This is a genomic window from Kitasatospora sp. cg17-2 (genome assembly GCF_054031055.1).
The window spans coordinates 2519974-2534586 of sequence record NZ_CM132923.1; the positions used below are offsets into that span (position 1 = coordinate 2519974).

Sequence of the window (14613 nt, forward strand, 5' to 3'; positions counted from 1 at the left end):
GGACTCCGCGACGAGCTCTTGTCGGAGGAGCCGCAGAGAACTCTAGACCTGCGGAGATTCGTCGAGGAATTGACTCGAAAAGGGCAAGAACTCGTTCGATTCTTCTCCCTGCCTCTTGGGGATTGGCGGTTCCTGTGTGTGACATCTGATGATCTCATTCACCCCTTGGCCTTAACTGCCGTGAGGGGAAGTGGAATCGCTTCGGCGATCGACTCTGGAGCCGTGGAGAGAATTCCAGTAGCGCGAGCCTTGAAGCTATGCGCGAATCTCGCCGGCGAAGGCTGGGATTCGGCAGGCACTTCCTTTCGGCAGCTTCAAGGCTACTCGGAGCTGGAAATCCCTGTTTGGCTGGCCAGCGCTTCAACACTGGCCGCCAATTTCGAGCTATCCCCCACAGCCGACAAACGCCAGGAACGCTCACATTGCGATGTCGAAAAATTTATCCGAGTCATGGAATTGCACAAAGGGGAAGTAGTCAAGGTATTTCACACCTTCGGACATGATGGCTGGCAAGTCTCATGCGTATTGTCAGCCGATCTATCTCGCGCAGTGGCGTCGATTGCTTTGCGCCGCAGAATGTAAGCGGAAACGCATACTTGCGACTCTATTCCACGTGACACAATGCCGGCGAAATTGCTTTTGAATGAGTCGGCGAAGAAATTGAGGCAGGAGCCCCGCCGGAATCATCGGTGGGGCTCCTGTTTTTCGTCGAAGCGGTCTGACGGCAGTAGTTGACGGCAGCGTCAGCGGGGGACAGGTGCTGCACAAGGTGACGGTCGTCGCCGTCGTCGGGCGCAGTAATCGCCTGGGAGGGCTGACTGAGTCTGCCGCTCATGAGGTTGATGGCGTCGTGCAGAAGGGCGGAGGCGAACGTGTGCGTACACGGTGGCGGTCACGCCGATACGAGCATGACCCAACAGCTCCTTGATGACGACGAGTTCAACCCCCTGCTCCAGGAGAAGCCTCGCGATCGAGTGCCGGAGGTCATGGAATTGGATCGGCGGAGTCCTCGTCGGTGGAGGAGCGCCTTGAAGTGCCGGATGAGGAGTGCGAGTTCGATCGTGTGGCCGCCGCGAACTGGGTGCAGGCTTAGACCGTGTCCTATGTGGTGATGGCTCGTTGGCCCCGGTATGGGGCGGGGTACGTGGAGTTGGATTGTTCCGGACGGGTTGTGGGAGTTGGCGAAGCCGCTGATCCCGCCGGACCGGGTCCGGCCACAGGGCGGCGGGACAGCGAACACGCCTGATGAGACGCTGTTCGCGGCGATCGTGTATGTGCTGGTCAGCGGGTGTGCGTGGCGTGCGTTGCCGCCGCGCTTCGGGGTCTCGAAGTCAACCGTCCACCGCCGCTTCCTGATCTGGTCGCGGGCCAGGGTGTGGGGCCGGCTGCACGAGACGATCCTGGAGCGCCGGGACGACGCCGGCCTGCTGGGCGTCTGACGCGTCGTGCTCGACTCGGCACACGTAAGAGCCAAAAAAGGGGCGGCCTTACCGGCCCGAGCCCCGTAGACCGGGGCAAGTCGGGTTCCAAGATGCACGTCCTGTCGGATGCAGGTGGACTGCCCCTCGTCGTCGGCGTCACCGCCGACGACACCCACAACAGCAAAGCCCTGAAGCCATGGTCGAGGGTCACCTGATGAGACAGGCCGCCCAGGGAGACCGCTACCGCAAGCCCGGACGCCTACACGCGGACAAAGCCTACGACGCTCCTCACCTGCGAAAATGGCTGCGCGGCAAACGGATCGGCGTCCGCATCGCCCGCAAAGGCATCGGGAAGAGGACGGTGAGCCGGGTCGACGCGCCTGCCGTAACGGCGCAGGGCCTCGAGGCGGGTGAGGTGGCGACCATGGTCTCCGCACTGACAGGCGATCTGCGCGCCGCCGAGGCCGGTCGGCCGACTGGGCTGTTCTCGTTGCTGGGCATCGTCGCGGTCCTCGTGGCGCTGACCGACGCGGAGGACATCCGAGGAGAGGATCTCGACCGTCTGTTCAGGGCCGCGGAGGAAATCGCGAGCGACTTCGTCCGCGCGGAGGATCCGTTCAGGCCGGTCGAGCGGGGTATGGAGATCGGACCGTGGGACGCCGGCGAAACGGGCTGGCAGGAGCTCGACCTCATCGACCTCGGTGGCCTCCGGATCCCCCGAGAGCCGGGCGTGAAGATCCAGCTGAACGAGGGCGTAGGGTCCTCGGACCTGCTGGAAGCCGTCGTCCTCCGGGGAGCGACGGGGATACAGCTCCAGGCCTTCCACACGACCCGGGACGGTGCGTGGGCCAGGGCACGCCAGATCCTCGCGCGGCGGGTTCGCGACCTGGGGGTGAGGTCCGGGAGTGGGCCGGTCGCGCCGGTGTCGAACTCAGGTGTGATGTCCCGGTACAGCAGGAGGCGGGTTCCCGGGGGCTGCAGAGCATCCGCATGCTCGGGTGTGACGGCCCGGGCTGGCTGCTGAGAGCGACTGTCACCGGCGAGGGAGCCGACTCGGGGAACCGCGATGAGTGGGTCTGTTCGTACGTCGGGCGCGTCGTGGTGGTTCCCTTGTTCCGGCCCACTCCGTCGCTCCAGCTGTCGGCGACCGACTTCGGTTCCGGACGCCCCTCCGAGGACGGTCAGCCCATTCGGTTGCGCATGCCTGACTGACGTGCCGGCGGATGTTGTCGTGCCAGCCGGCCAGGGTGAGTTCATGCGCCTGGTTCCCTCCGGGCTGCCGTCACTCGGACGTGAGTGACGGCAGCCCGGACAGCGTCCCTCGGAACCGCACGTCCGCGGACGAGGGCCCGGACGTCAGCGCACGGACTGCGCCACGCGCTGCGCCGGGACGCCCTTCCGGGCACCCGTCGCCGCGGCGGCGGCCGTCGGCTCGGTTGCGGCCGGGGCCGCGCCCAGGGCGGTGCCGCGGGTCTCCTCGGCCCACAGCACGCACACCAGCAGACCGAGGGCCGTCGTCCCGGCCGCGATCAGCATCGTCGGCCCGGTGCCGAGCCCGGTCAGGGACAGCGGCAGCAGGTAGGTGCCGACGGCCGCGCCGATCCGGCTCACCGAGGTGGCGACGCCGACGGCGGTGGCGCGGATCTCGGTGGGGAACAGCTCGTTGGGGTAGGTCCAGTCGAGCACGTTCGGTCCGCCGCACAGGAAGGCGTAGGCGCACAGCGCGGTGAGCGCGACGGCGGCGGGGGCGGTGGGCCACACCCCGAGCAGGGCGAGCGGGACGGTCATCAGGGCGAACGACCAGATGATCACCGGCCGTCGGCCCCGGGTGTCGATCAGGCGCAGCGCCGGGTAGCAGCCGAGTAGGAAGACCACGCTGATCAGGCCGGTACCAAGGGTTTCCATCACGGTGCCGCCCGGCATGCCGAAGGACGAGAGGATCTGCGGGCCGAAGGTGAGCATCGCGAAGAGCGGGCCGACCTGGCAGAGGAAGAACAGGCCGCAGAAGAGGGTGCGGCGCCGGTAGGGCGGGGTCATCAGCAGGCGCAGCCCGCCGGGCCCGGCGGGCTGTGCGGGGTCGGGCATCAGCTCCCGGCCGTCGACCCGCACGCCGAGGTGCTTCTCGACCACGCGCACGGCGTCACCGACCCGCCCGTTGGCGGCCAGCCAGCGCGGGGACTCCGGCGAGCCGCGGCGGATCACCAGGAAGACGACGCACAGCACGGTGGAGCTGGCCAGCATCCAGCGCCAGCTGCCGGGGCCGGCCAGGCGCAGGAAGGCGTAGCCGGTCACGTAAGCGAGGACGGAGCCGGCGTACCAGGCGACGATCTGCTGACCGAGCAGCCGCCCGCGGTGTTTGGCCGGCAGCCACTCGGCGAGCAGCGAGGTCGCGATGGGGTAGTCGGCGGCGACGGCCATGCCGAGCACGAAGCGCAGCAGGGCGATCGCCCACACCGTGTCCACCCAGAAGGAGAGCACCGAGCAGGCGACCATGACGAGCAGGTCGGCGGTGTACATCACCTCCCGGCCGATGCGGTCGGTCAGCACGCCGAAGAGCGCGCCTCCGACGAACATGCCGACCAGCGCGGCGGCGCCGATCAGGCTGACCTCGGCGGTGGAGAGGCCGAGTTCGGGGCGCATCCCGATGAGGGCGACGCCGACGATGCTCAGGATGTAACCGTCGAGCAGCGGCCCACCGGAGCAGGCCAGGGCCAGTCTGCGGTGGAAGGCGGTATACGGGGCGTTGTCGATGGTGCTGGACATGGGTCTTCGGGTCCTCCGGAGCGCACGATGTACTCCCGCACGGTGTGCGCCGGGTAGACGGCAGGGATCGGCACCGCCCGGCGGGTGGTGCCGTCGCCCGGTCACACCGGGCGACCGTCAACGGTTGCCCGGGCGGGGAGGGGGTGCCACCGGGCCGAAGGTCGGGCGAATTCGTGACCAAGGTCCCGAAGCGGACGGGCCCTGTGCCCGTGCCGCCGCGGCCCCCGTCCAGTCCTGCCGGGCCCTGGGGCCGCCTCGCCCCGCCGTACCGCCCCCACGGGTGATCCTCCTCACTCGGGGGCACGTTCCGGGACTCCGGGACACGAGGGGCGGACTGCCCGGGGAAGGCCCGGCGGAACGGCCCGTGCGCGGACCGGCCCCGGTGGTGCACGGACGAGCCCGTCGGCGCGGAGCGGAAGCAGCCAGGCACAGAGCACCGGGCACCGGGCACCGGCCACCGGGCAGGCCCCCACGGGGTGTTGTCACAGGGGACTGCCAGCATGCTGCCCATGCTCGCCACCTGTCCTGACCAGCGCCCCAACGACCCGTCGGACCTGCCCGGCCTGCGGGGTGAGTTCGAGGTGCACCTGACCGTGGGGCCCGGCGCCGCCGAGGCGCTGGCCGCGTGGGCCGCCGACCACGGCCTGAAGTTCACCCACATCCTGCTGGCCCGGGGCACGATGCCCTCCCAGCCGATGCTCACCCTGCGCGCCCGCGGCACGCTGGAGGAGACCGCCGCGGCGACCGCCCGCACCGCCGAGCAGTTGGCACAGGCCGGATTCGCCGTCCTGCGCACCAAGATCGAGGCCACGCCGTGGGCCGAGGGCGTCCCCGCAACGGACGGCGACGCCGCGACGCACGGGACGAGCCGGTACTTCGAACACCACCTCAAGCTGTGCCTGCCGCCCGCGACACCCGTCGGCCCGGCCTCTGCCGACAGCCCCGCTCACACCGCCCTGGCCAGCCTGGCCGCCCTGGCCGCCCTCGCTGTGCGGCACGATGCCCACCTCTCGCACAACCCCCGCCGCACGCGCAAGGACGGCCATCGCGAATGGTTCGTCACCCAGCGGTGCCGCCAGGTCGGCCTGGCCACCGCCGGCCGGCGCCTGGACGCGCTGCTCGCGGACCTCGCCACCGCCGGGCACCGCGTGCTGTCGGCAGAACGAGAGTTCGTCGCCGTCGACAGCGACGAGACCCTGGACGCGGGCTGGATCACCGAGCACGACCACCCGGCCGGGCCCCGCGAAGCAGCGACCGCGGGAGCAGAAACAGCAGAAGCAGCAGAAGCAGCAGCACGAGAAGGAGATCCGCGATGACCGACGACCTGTCCGCGCCGTCCACCCAGTGGGCAGAGTTGGAGTACGGGCCCTGGCAGGGCGTGCGGCTGCCCCGCACGCCCCCGAGCGAGGAGGTCCGCGAAGACCGCGACCTGCCCCGCAGCGTCCACCCCATCGACGACCACGCGGTCACCCAGCAGCCCGTCTTCGACCCTGCCCTCGCCGGGTACAGCCGGGCCCTGCGCCCGAGCGAACCCGCCTTCACCGACCCGGACCTCGCCCGGCACTGGCTCGCCGCCCGCAGGACCGCCCTCGACACGGTGCTGTCCGCCGTCGCCGCCTCCCCGTGGGCCGAGCATCTGGTGCTGCGCGGCAGCGTCCTGCTGCGCGCCTGGTACGGCGAGCCGGCCCGCGAGCCCGGGGACCTGGACTTCGTGGTCCGCCCCGTCGACTGGCAACTGGAGGACCCCCGCACCGACCGCATGCTGAACGAACTCGCCACCGCCGCCGACCACCTCTCCGCAACGGGCGGCGACGAGCAGCGGACAGGGGTGCGCCTGCACGCCGACCAGGCGCTCAGCGACGAGATCTGGACCTACAGCCGCATCCCCGGTCGCAGGCTCGTCCTGCCCTGGACGGCGCCCGGCGTGCCGGGCGGCACTGTCCAGCTCGACTTCGTCTTCACCGAGCACCTGCCCGTCGAACCGCAGTCGTACCGACTCCCCGGCGTCACCGGCCCGCTGCTCACCGCGACGCCCCAGCTCTCGCTGGCCTGGAAGATCCTCTGGCTGGTCTCCGACAACCACCCCCAGGGCAAGGACCTCTACGACGCCGTCCTGCTCTCCCGCACCACCGAGGTGCCCTACGACCTGCTGCGCGCCGTCTTCGCCCAGGCCGACGAGGACTCCGGGTGGTCCCGATCGCCGGTCCTGCCGCACCACATCGGCGAACTCGACGTCGACTGGGACGAGTTCGCCAAGGACCACCCGCAGTTCGCCGAGCCGGTCGAGGAGTACCCGGCGCAGCTGCTCGCCGCCCTCGGCACCACCTTCGCCGGACGCACCGAGTACGCGCTGCGCGCCCACTGGCTGGCACCGCTGATAGATGAACTGCGGCCGGTACTGGCGGAGGAGGGCGTGGACGCCGTCCTGCGGCACACCTCCGCGCAGCACATGGCGACCGCCGACTACCTGGTGCTCGTCTGCGAGCTGCTCGACCGCGACCTCGACACCGCCCGGAGGGCCATCGCCGACCACCACGATGGCGAGAACGCCTGGCGCATGCGCGGGCTCGCGGACGCCGCCGAGCGCTTCGCCGCCCAACGAGCCGCCGACTGACTCCTACCCGGTGACTCGTTGAGCATCCGTCACCTCTCGTGACCTCCGCCCGGGGTCGGGCACTGCCGCGGCTCCCCCGGGCGGAGCGGGATGCTCACCCGAGGGCGTGGGGGAGGGTGGTGCGGACCCAGCGTTCGGGTTCGGAGAGGTGGGGGGCGTGGCCGGCGTGGGGGTAGACGTGGCGTTCGGGTTTGGGGAGGGAGAGGTCGATCAGGTCGAGGATCTCGCCGTACATGGGGGCGCTGTCGTCGCTCTGGGTGAGGAGGACGCGTTCGGTGAAGCGGTTGAGGGCGGTGAGGTCGAGGTCGAGGGCGTCCGGGTCACGGAGTTCGTCGAGGTAGGTCGGGGCGTTGCGGACGCAGGTGTGGCGGACGGGGGCGGGGAGTTGTTCCCAGGCGCCCGGGCCGAAGGCGATGGTGTTGGCGTAGAGCTCGGCCGCGGCCGCCGATTCGGCCTGTTCGAGGAGTTCGCGGACCTCCGAGATCCGTTCGGAGAAGGCGACGCCGAGGGGGCGGAGTTCCGGGTCGGCGAGGAGGATGCCGGTCGCGGGCGGTTCGTGGACGGTCACGCCGCGCAGCAGGTCGGGGCGGGCGGCGGCGAGGCGGAGGGCGATCAGGCCGCCGTAGGAGTCGCCGCAGACGTAGGCGGGTGCCAGGCCGAGGCCGACGATGAGGCCGGCGAGGTCGGCGGCGTCCTCGTAGACGGAACCCTGGGTGAGGAGGTCCTCGCTGCGGCTGTGTCCGCGGCGGTCGTAGGAGACGACGGTGGTCTCCTCCGCGAGCCCCGGCAGTACCCGTACCCAGCTGTCGGCGTCCGTCCAGGAACCGTGCACCAGCACCACTCCCGGCCCGGCGCCCCGGGTCTCGTAGTACAGCGACACGCCGTTCACCCTGATCTCGGCCATCGAGAGCCTCCCGACCTCGGTCGTGCACCCTCCAGCCTGACACAGAAGGGGAGGGAGGGGGATCAGAGGGGGATCAGATCAGGGGCGGGAAGAGGCCGCGGTGCCAGTGGCCGAGCCAGGAGGCGATCACGGAGGGGAGCGGCAGGTCGGCCGTCGACTCGTCGTACGGGAGGACGGCGGTCGGTGCGATCCACCCCTCCCCCGGGTCGATGCGCAGCCGGAGGGCGTGCACGGGCCTGCGGAGAGTGACGTAGAGGCGCAGGTCGGCGGTGCTCGGGGTGCGGGTCGCGTAGTCGGCGTGGACGGTGCGGCAGACGGATTTGATGTCCGTGGTGGCGAGGAGGAGGTGCCGACTCCCCGGGCCGAGGTTCACGCAGAGGCGTCGGCGGGCGGTCTCGCGGGAGGGGTACGGGAGGGGCTGGTGGTTGTCGACGTGCAGGCCGAGCCGGAGGCCGGTGTCGGGATGGGTGTGGGTGGAGGCGAGCCCGGGTGGGTCGGTGGTTTCACCCAGGGTGACCGGGAAGGGGTCGCCGAGCATCTCGACGAGGGCGGTGGCGGTCGGGACGTCGAAGACGGTGTCGGGCAGACGGAAGAGTTCGACGAGACCGCCGTCCCGGGTGAAGACGCTCGGCGCGAACCGCTCCGGATACCCGTCCGGGAGCGGTTCCCAGACCTCGTCCGGGACGACGACGGTGGTCTCGTACCCCGGTCGGAGGGTGAACCGGCGGACGCCGGCGATCTCGCAGCGCGCGTGCAGGCGGGCCGGATCCTGGAAGGCGATGGCGGCGGGGTGCATGGGGTCGGGTCCTCGGGAGTTCAACCGGTGAGCGGTGGTGGTGGAGTGGCGGTGGGGTCGAGCAACATCCGGACCCAGACCCGCTTTCCGGCCCCCTTGCGGGTGACGACCCCGAAGTCGAAGGCGAGTTGGCGGACCAGGTCGATGCCGCGCCCGCATTCGCTGAAGCGGCGCGGTGTGCGGGAGTGGAGCGGGAGGTCGTGCCGGGGGTCCCAGACTTCGAGCCGGCAGTCACCGTCGAACTCCTGGAGGTGGAGCCGGACTTCGCCGTGCCCGGCGCAGGCGTGGACGACGGCGTTGGTGACCAGTTCGGAGGCGATGAGGACGAGGTCGTCAACCCGTTCGCCCGACCACCCCCAGGAGGTCAGTTGGTCACGGATCCCCCGGCGCGCGGTGCGCACCGAGGTGCTGTGATCGGCGAGTTGGGCCTCCCAAGAGCGGAAGGCAGGCATACCCGGAGTGGACATGGAGGAGCCCCTTCAGGAGCGTGTCCGGTCGGTCACGTTGAGTGTGGGGCAACCTGAATCGAATTTGCAACCCGAACTAGGAAAGCTAAAAATAAATTAGTTGATCATGAGTCCGGCTTGAGCCACGCCGCCCTCATGGACAGACTGGTGGCGAACGCCTACAGGGAGGGACAGCCTCTTGTCCATGGACAGGTCCACGCTCCGGAGGATCCGACTCGGGGAGGAGTTGCGCGCCTGGCGAGTGGAGAACAACAAGACCCAGATCGACATGACGAGGGGTCTGAAGGGCTGGAACCCTGGTCGCCTGAGCAGAGTCGAGCACGGAAAGGTCCCTGTCGACGCAGCCGACCTCAATCGGTTGCTCGATCACTGCGGCATCACCGGCACTGACCGCACTGAGATCGAGGACCTCATTGGCGACGGGCCGGACCGGAACTGGTGGCAGGACCACGAGTTCGCCGAAACGATCAGCGCAGCGTTCGGCGAGTTCCTCGGCCTCGAAGCCGCGGCCACACACATGCTCGACTACTACCACTCCGCCTTCCCGGGACTCCTGCAGACACCGGACTATGCGCGCGAGATGATCTCTGCCGGTCTCGACGGCCTGAGTGAGGATCAGAACGAGGCTGCGGCCGAGATCCGGATACTGCGCCAACGTCGCCTCACTGATGAGCCCCGGCTCGACCTGGAGGTCTACTTCGGCGAGGTCGCACTCCTGGTAGCCGGCGATGAGGAGATCCTCGCCGAGCAGATCCGCCACGTCCTCAAGGTCTCCGAATACCCCAATGTGACAGTCCGGATGGTGCCGCTGAGCGCAGGGAGACCTGGCATCCTCGTCTCAGGACTCACGCTTCTGCGGTTCCCCGATGAGCCGGATGGCGGCTTTGTCTTCACCGAGGCCGTCGGCGGTATGCTCCCGCGTAGATCGGGACGAGATGTTCGACGAGCCGAGCGGGCTTTCAGCCGCTTGAAGCGGTTCGCCCTGTCGCCTGCCGACACCATCAGTGCCCTTGAACGCAAGTTGGAAGAGATCACGTGAGCGAGAAGCACGACCCCTACGACCACAGTCCCGTCGAGGCGGCCTGGTCCAAGTCTCCCTTCTCCGGGGAGAGCAACGGCAACTGTGTGATCGTCGCTCGCTTCCCCAACGGGGACGTCTGGGTCGGCGACGACAAGAACCCCGAGCGGCCGCACCTCGCCTTCGACCGTGCCGAGTGGGCCGCCTTCGTCAAGGCGATCGAGGCGCAGGCTCCCAACTTCACGGTCTGATGAAGCAACAAACGGCGGAGTGGGAAGTCGGATCCACCGACTTCCCACTCCGCCGTCGTGTCATACCCGCGCCAGGCGCAGCCGCTCCGACGGCCACGGGGGCGCCTCGGCAGGGCCGTTGAACCACACCCGGACGTCCTCGCCCTCGCGGACGGGGAGGGCCGGGAAGTCGTTCGGCGCGTGCTCGGTGCGGTGGAGGGCGTGGGACGGGCCCAGGTGCCGGGCGGCGTACGCGTCGAAGGCGGCCTCGGCCTCGGGGTGGCAGACGGTGATGGCCACCTCCGCGTCCACGACGGCGAAGCCCGGGCCCCGCAGCAGGAACACGTCGTCGCTGTCGAGCATGGTCGCGTTCGCCGCGTCGCGGTGCCGACGCCACACCGGGCCCCCGTAGAACGCCTCCAGGGAGCGCCGACGGCTCGCCATGTCGGGGAAGGACCGCATCCAGACGAAGCGGTCCGGGCCGTCCAGGTCGCGGAAGCGGCCGCCCACCGCGATCCCGACCGCCTCCTGTCCGGTGACGAACTCGCGCTCGAACAGCTCGATCAGGGTGTCCCGCGCGCCCGGGTGCAGGGTGTAGCGGCGGAGTTCGACAACACGAAGAGTGTTCACAGGCCGGCCGTCGCCGGGCCGGTGCGGGTGAAGTTCATGACCCAGTTGAGCTCCCACGTCACTCCCCCGTCCACCGAGAACTCCTGCTCCCAGCGCGCCGCGTCCGGGCCGAGCCGGTGCCAGGTGAAGTGCACCCGGATCGGCCGCCCCTCGTAGGTGTCGTCGCCGTAGAAGTCCCCCCGCTCCCCCGCGAAACCGCCGCTCACGGGCGGGTCGAGCCGGCCGGTCCGGCTGCTGGACCAGTAGATCGACCACTGCCCGGCCTCCCGGTCGAACAGCCGCAGGGTCACGCCCCGGCGGCCGCCGAGGGTGGGGAAGGTGATCTCGTCGATGTTGCCGGCGCCCTCGAACAGCGGCCGGACCACCGACCGCCCCGGGAACTCCTCCCACACCTCGGAGCCGGGGGTCAGCGGTACGGTGAGGCGGCGGTTGGCCACGTCCCAGGAGCCGTGGAGGAAGTCGAAATCGTTCATGCGCCGCAGGCTAGGGGCGTTCCACTGACATCTTCTGTCAGTGAAGTCGCGGATACTCGACGCCATGCGCGCGAGCCGACTCGTCACCCTGCTGCTCCTGCTCCAGAACCGGGGCCGGATGACCGCCCGGCAGCTCGCCGAGGAGCTGGAGGTCTCCGTCCGGACCGTCTACCGGGACGTCGAGGCCCTCGCCGCCGCCGGGATCCCGCTGTACGGGGACGCCGGGCACGCGGGCGGCTACCGGCTGCTCGACGGCTACCGGACCCGCCTCACCGGGCTCACCGGGGACGAGGCGCAGGCCGCCTTCCTCGCCGCGCTGCCCGAGGCCGCCGCCCAACTCGGGCTCGGGGAAGCCCTCACCACCGCTCGGCTGAAGCTGGACGCGGCGCTCCCCGAAGCCCTCCGGGAGCACGCCGGACGAATCCGGCAGCGCTTCCTGCTCGACGCGCCCGGCTGGTACGGCGACGCCGACCGTGCGCCGCACCCGCACCTCGGGGCCGTCGCCACCGCCGTGTGGGAGCGACGGGCGGTGCTGCTGCGCTACCGGCGCTGGCGGGCGCCGGAGGAGATCGAGCGGCGGGTCGAACCGTACGGCCTGGTGCTGAAGGCCGGGCGCTGGTACCTGGTCGCGGGCGGGGCGTCCGGGCTGCGGACGTACCGCGTCGACCAGATCCTCGGCCTGCGCCTCCTGGCGGAGGAACCCATCACCACGCCGCCCGCCGGGTTCGACCTCGCCGCCCACTGGCGCGCGTACGTGGCCGACTTCCGGGCCCGGCTGCACACCGGGGAGGCACTCGTCCGGGTGACGGCGGAGGGCGCGCGGCGTCTCGGCCTCACACGTTCGGGTGGTGATGAATGGACGGAGGCGCGGGTGCCGATCGAGTCGGTCGAGCACGCGCACGGGGAGTTCCTCCGCCTGGGTACCGAGATCGAGGTGCTGGCCCCGGCGGAGCTCCGGGACCGCATCGCCGCCACCGTCCGAGCGCTCGCTGCCCGCTACGGAACGCCGTAGCGGGCAGCCGGACTCACCCTTCGGAGTTCTCGAATCGCCGTTCTCGAACGGGCCGGCAGGGCGTCGGGTCGCAAGGGCACCGGGCCCCAGAGGTTCAGAAGTCGAAAACGGCGCCGGCGGTGCGGAGCAGGACGCAGTGGTTGCCGTAGGTGTGCCGGAAGGAGAGCGGGTGGCCCCGGTAGCTGCCGGAGGCGGTGGCGGTGTAGGGGTCGTACTGGTCGGTGCAGACGCCCGGGTCGACGTCGAGCCGGTCGAGGTCCCCGTTCACGGAGTCCACCAGACGGCAGGCGGTGACCGGGTCGGGGTGGGTGGTGGCGGTGCCGCCGTAGGGCGGGCATTCGAGGGTGACGGTGCGGGGCGTTCCGCTGGAGGGGGTCTCACCGTGGGCGACGGTGAGGCGCAGGCTCGTTCCCAGGGCGCTCGTCCCCGGGGCACTCGTCCCCGGGGCGCGGACGGTGGCAGGTGGGGTGGCGGCGTTGCCGATGGGGGCGGTGGCGCTCGCGAGGCCGGTGGTGAGCAGCGTGGTCGCGAGGAGGGCGAGGGCGCGGGTCGTCTTCACGCCCGGCGCAACGAGCCCCCGGTACTGGCGTCACGGCCGACCGCCGTCACGGAGTGGGAAGTCGGTGACGCCGACTTCCGGCGCAATGAAGGGGGAGGGCAAGGGGGGAAGGCAGGCGGGAAAGGCAGGGGGCGAGCGAAGCGACCTGACGCGGCCTGGGATGCTCTCCCCCGACCGTCGATCGCATCGGAGTGGGGGAACGGTATGGACGTCGGGGAGTACTTGAGGGAACGTGACGCGCGGGCGTGGCGGCGCGCCGAGCGTTCGCGGGGGTGGGGGGTGCACGCGCTGGGGCTGCTGGCGCTGGCCGCCTGGTTGTGGGCGATCGGGCTGGCCTTCGTCCCGGCCTCGCACGAGTACCGGAACGGCACGACGGTGCACTGCGGTTCTCCGGTGTTCCACGACGCCTTCTCCGGCTCTCGGACCACCGGTGACTGCGACGATGTGGCGGGCAACCGGATGCGCGGCGCCGTCGGCCTCGGGCTGGTGTCGCTGCCGCTCTCGGTGGGGTGGCTCTGGCGGACGATCGTCGTCCGGGTCGAGCGCGTCCAGGGCAACCGCTGAGGTCGCGGGCCGAGGGCGACACGGCACGGCACCGCGCGCGGCGTCACGCCGGGGCGGCCGGTGAGCGGAACGCGCGGCGGTAGTCGGTGGGCGTGACGCCGACGCGGGCGGTGAAGTGGCGGCGCAGGTTGGTGGCGCTGCCGAGGCCGCTGCGTTCGCCGATCCGTTCCACCGGGAGGTCGGTCGCTTCGAGGAGCGACTGCGCGCGGGCGAGGCGCTGGTTCAGGAGCCACTGGAGGGGTGTGGTGCCAGTGGCGGCCTGGAGGCGGCGGAAGAAGGTCCGCGGACTCATCCGTGCCCGACGGGCCAACTCGTCGACGGTGATCGGCTGTTCGAGGTTCTCCGTGGCCCAGGAGAGGACCGGGGCCAGGCTGTCGTCGTCGGCCACCGGGACCGCGAGGTCGACGAACTGGGCCTGCCCGCCCGGCCGGTGGGCGGGCACCACGAGTTTGCGGGCCAGCTGGTTGGCGACGTGGGCGCCGAGGTCGCGCCGGACGATGTGCAGGCACAGGTCCAGCCCGGCGGCGACACCGGCACTGGTGAGCACCGAGCCCTCGTCGACGTAGAGCACGCCGTCGTCCACGGTGACGGCCGGGTACCGGCGGGCCAGCTCAGCGGTGTGCGACCAGTGCGCGGTGGCCCGCCGTCCGTCCAGCAGGCCGGCGGCGGCGAGCGCGAACGCGCCCGTGCACAGCGACACCATGCGCGCTCCCGCCGCCGCGGCCCGCCGGAGTTCGGCCACCAGCGCGGGCGGGATCTCGCGCTCGCCGGTCACGCAGGCGTCCGGCACGGAGGTGACGACCACGGTGTCGGCGTCGGCGAGGGCGTCCCAGCCGTACTCGGCCCGCAGGGAGAGGCCGAAGCCGCCCGGCGCGCGGGCCGATGGCGGCGCGTCCGGCGTCTCGGCGCACAGGCGCAGCTCGTACCAGCGGTCGGCGAGGTCGGGCTGCGGGATGCCGAACACCGCGCAGGCCATGCCGAGTTCGTACATGTCCCAGAGCGGGATCTCGGCGTGGTCGACGACGGCGACGGCGACCGTGCCGGGAGCGGGGGCAGGGCCAGGGGCAGCGGAGACCCGGGTGACCATCGGCGGCACCTCTCTGGCAGGAACAGTTCGACGAAGGGCAATCCTGCCACTGTCGGCGCTCCCCCGGCGCTGGAA

Annotated in this window: 14 protein-coding genes and 3 pseudogenes; 8 read left to right on the forward strand and 9 right to left on the reverse strand. The window is 70.7% G+C overall.

Annotated elements, in window-relative coordinates:
- Window positions 1-860: 860 nt before the first annotated feature.
- Window positions 861-1021, reverse strand: a pseudogene (locus ACW14Y_RS09905) (tyrosine-type recombinase/integrase); the annotation flags it as partial.
- Between the two features lie 109 nt (window positions 1022-1130).
- On the opposite strand from ACW14Y_RS09905, the pseudogene ACW14Y_RS09910 reads away from it, so the two are divergent.
- Together ACW14Y_RS09910 and ACW14Y_RS09915 are read left to right on the forward strand one after the other, a co-directional pair.
- Window positions 1131-1770, forward strand: a pseudogene (locus ACW14Y_RS09910) (IS5 family transposase); the annotation flags it as partial.
- A gap of 288 nt (window positions 1771-2058) precedes the next feature.
- Window positions 2059-2633: pseudogene (locus ACW14Y_RS09915) on the forward strand (DUF3710 domain-containing protein).
- A 144-nt stretch (window positions 2634-2777) separates the two neighbouring features.
- Here ACW14Y_RS09915 and ACW14Y_RS09920 read toward each other — a convergent pair.
- Window positions 2778-4184 (reverse strand): MFS transporter, encoded by a 1407-nt coding sequence (locus tag ACW14Y_RS09920; protein ID WP_380439479.1) that lies wholly within the window; start codon window positions 4182-4184, stop codon window positions 2778-2780.
- A 500-nt stretch (window positions 4185-4684) separates the two neighbouring features.
- On the opposite strand from ACW14Y_RS09920, the gene ACW14Y_RS09925 reads away from it, so the two are divergent.
- Window positions 4685-5500: a hypothetical protein gene (locus tag ACW14Y_RS09925; RefSeq protein WP_456986575.1), complete on the forward strand. Its 816-nt coding sequence runs from the start codon at window positions 4685-4687 to the stop codon at window positions 5498-5500.
- Window positions 5497-6798: a nucleotidyl transferase AbiEii/AbiGii toxin family protein gene (locus ACW14Y_RS09930; protein ID WP_456986576.1), complete on the forward strand. Its 1302-nt coding sequence runs from the start codon at window positions 5497-5499 to the stop codon at window positions 6796-6798. The genes ACW14Y_RS09925 and ACW14Y_RS09930 overlap by 4 nt, the downstream gene beginning before the upstream one ends.
- 94 nt (window positions 6799-6892) lie before the next feature.
- On the opposite strand, the gene ACW14Y_RS09935 is transcribed toward ACW14Y_RS09930, so the two are convergent.
- From ACW14Y_RS09935 to ACW14Y_RS09945, 3 genes are all read right to left on the reverse strand, one after another.
- Complete coding sequence (locus ACW14Y_RS09935) at window positions 6893-7702, reverse strand: alpha/beta fold hydrolase (RefSeq protein ID WP_380308218.1); 810 nt, start codon at window positions 7700-7702, stop codon at window positions 6893-6895.
- A gap of 73 nt (window positions 7703-7775) precedes the next feature.
- Window positions 7776-8498: a hypothetical protein gene (locus ACW14Y_RS09940; RefSeq protein ID WP_456986577.1), complete on the reverse strand. Its 723-nt coding sequence runs from the start codon at window positions 8496-8498 to the stop codon at window positions 7776-7778.
- Window positions 8499-8518: 20 nt separating this feature from the next.
- Entirely contained in the window at window positions 8519-8965 is a 447-nt protein-coding gene (locus tag ACW14Y_RS09945; protein WP_456986578.1) for an ATP-binding protein, read from the reverse strand.
- Window positions 8966-9149: 184 nt separating this feature from the next.
- On the opposite strand from ACW14Y_RS09945, the gene ACW14Y_RS09950 reads away from it, so the two are divergent.
- Together ACW14Y_RS09950 and ACW14Y_RS09955 are read left to right on the forward strand one after the other, a co-directional pair.
- Entirely contained in the window at window positions 9150-10004 is an 855-nt protein-coding gene (locus ACW14Y_RS09950; RefSeq protein ID WP_380308226.1) for a helix-turn-helix domain-containing protein, read from the forward strand.
- On the forward strand, window positions 10001-10234 hold the full coding sequence (locus tag ACW14Y_RS09955) for a DUF397 domain-containing protein (protein WP_380308228.1): 234 nt from the start codon (window positions 10001-10003) through the stop codon (window positions 10232-10234). The genes ACW14Y_RS09950 and ACW14Y_RS09955 overlap by 4 nt, the downstream gene beginning before the upstream one ends.
- 60 nt (window positions 10235-10294) lie before the next feature.
- Here the strand turns inward: ACW14Y_RS09955 and ACW14Y_RS09960 are convergent, their stop codons facing one another.
- Both ACW14Y_RS09960 and ACW14Y_RS09965 read right to left on the reverse strand, forming a co-directional pair.
- Complete coding sequence (locus tag ACW14Y_RS09960; protein WP_456986579.1) at window positions 10295-10843, reverse strand: NIPSNAP family protein; 549 nt, start codon at window positions 10841-10843, stop codon at window positions 10295-10297.
- Window positions 10840-11316: a hypothetical protein gene (locus ACW14Y_RS09965; RefSeq protein ID WP_456986580.1), complete on the reverse strand. Its 477-nt coding sequence runs from the start codon at window positions 11314-11316 to the stop codon at window positions 10840-10842. The genes ACW14Y_RS09960 and ACW14Y_RS09965 overlap by 4 nt, the downstream gene beginning before the upstream one ends.
- A gap of 64 nt (window positions 11317-11380) precedes the next feature.
- Between ACW14Y_RS09965 and ACW14Y_RS09970 the strand changes: the two genes are divergently transcribed.
- Window positions 11381-12328, forward strand: a complete 948-nt coding sequence (locus ACW14Y_RS09970; RefSeq protein ID WP_456986581.1) for a helix-turn-helix transcriptional regulator — start codon at window positions 11381-11383, stop codon at window positions 12326-12328.
- 94 nt (window positions 12329-12422) lie between these two features.
- Here ACW14Y_RS09970 and ACW14Y_RS09975 read toward each other — a convergent pair whose 3' ends face one another.
- Window positions 12423-12887, reverse strand: coding sequence for an SSI family serine proteinase inhibitor (locus tag ACW14Y_RS09975; RefSeq protein WP_456986582.1), 465 nt, complete (start codon window positions 12885-12887; stop codon window positions 12423-12425).
- Window positions 12888-13109: 222 nt separating this feature from the next.
- On the opposite strand from ACW14Y_RS09975, the gene ACW14Y_RS09980 reads away from it, so the two are divergent.
- On the forward strand, window positions 13110-13451 hold the full coding sequence (locus ACW14Y_RS09980) for a hypothetical protein (RefSeq protein ID WP_402724503.1): 342 nt from the start codon (window positions 13110-13112) through the stop codon (window positions 13449-13451).
- Window positions 13452-13494: 43 nt separating this feature from the next.
- Here the strand turns inward: ACW14Y_RS09980 and ACW14Y_RS09985 are convergent, their stop codons facing one another.
- The gene (locus tag ACW14Y_RS09985; protein ID WP_456986583.1) at window positions 13495-14538 is read right to left on the reverse strand and encodes a helix-turn-helix domain-containing protein; all 1044 of its coding nucleotides are present in this window, start codon (window positions 14536-14538) and stop codon (window positions 13495-13497) included.
- Between the last annotated feature and the right edge of the window lie 75 nt (window positions 14539-14613).